Consider the following 547-nt stretch of genomic DNA (forward strand, 5'->3'; position numbering starts at 1 on the left):
CGCGGCGCCGAGGTGCGGCTGGTGGAGCGCGACCTGGCCGAGCCCTCGACCCTGGCGCTCTCGGGTGGCCTGTTCGCGGCGGCGGGCACGCGCTGGCAGCACGATGCGGGGGTGGAGGACGGGCCGGAGCGCTTCGCCGCGGATGTGCGCGCCTTCACCGGCGGCACGGCGCATCCCGGTGTGCTGGCGCCGGTGGCGGGCGCGGCCGGCCGGGCGGCTGCGTTCCTGGCTGATGTCGCCGGCCTGCCGGTGCACCTGCACACCGGAAGCCTCTGGCCTGGCCATTCCGTGACGCGCCTGCACGCCACGCCCGCCGAGAGCGGCGCCGAACTGTCCGACCTGCTGCGCCGGGCCGTGGCGCGCCAGCCACGGATCGCGCTGGAGGATTCAACGGAGCTGGTCGGGCTGGAGGACCGCGCGGCGCTGCTCTCCCAGGCCGGGACGCGGCGGCGCGCGGCGGCGGACGCCGTCGTGCTCGCCACTGGCGGCTTCGGCGGCGCGCCGGAGCTGCTGGCACGTCATGCACCGCGGGCGGCGGGCGCGGTGC

At 78.4% G+C, this 547-nt stretch carries 1 protein-coding gene; it reads left to right on the plus strand.

Annotated elements, in window-relative coordinates; genetic code table 11:
- Window positions 1-547 (plus strand): FAD-binding protein (locus OZN99_RS33270; protein WP_270939430.1); only part of this gene is annotated, 547 nt, incomplete at both ends.

Source organism: Falsiroseomonas oryzae (assembly GCF_027856955.1).
GTDB classification, from domain to species: domain Bacteria; phylum Pseudomonadota; class Alphaproteobacteria; order Acetobacterales; family Acetobacteraceae; genus Falsiroseomonas; species Falsiroseomonas oryzae.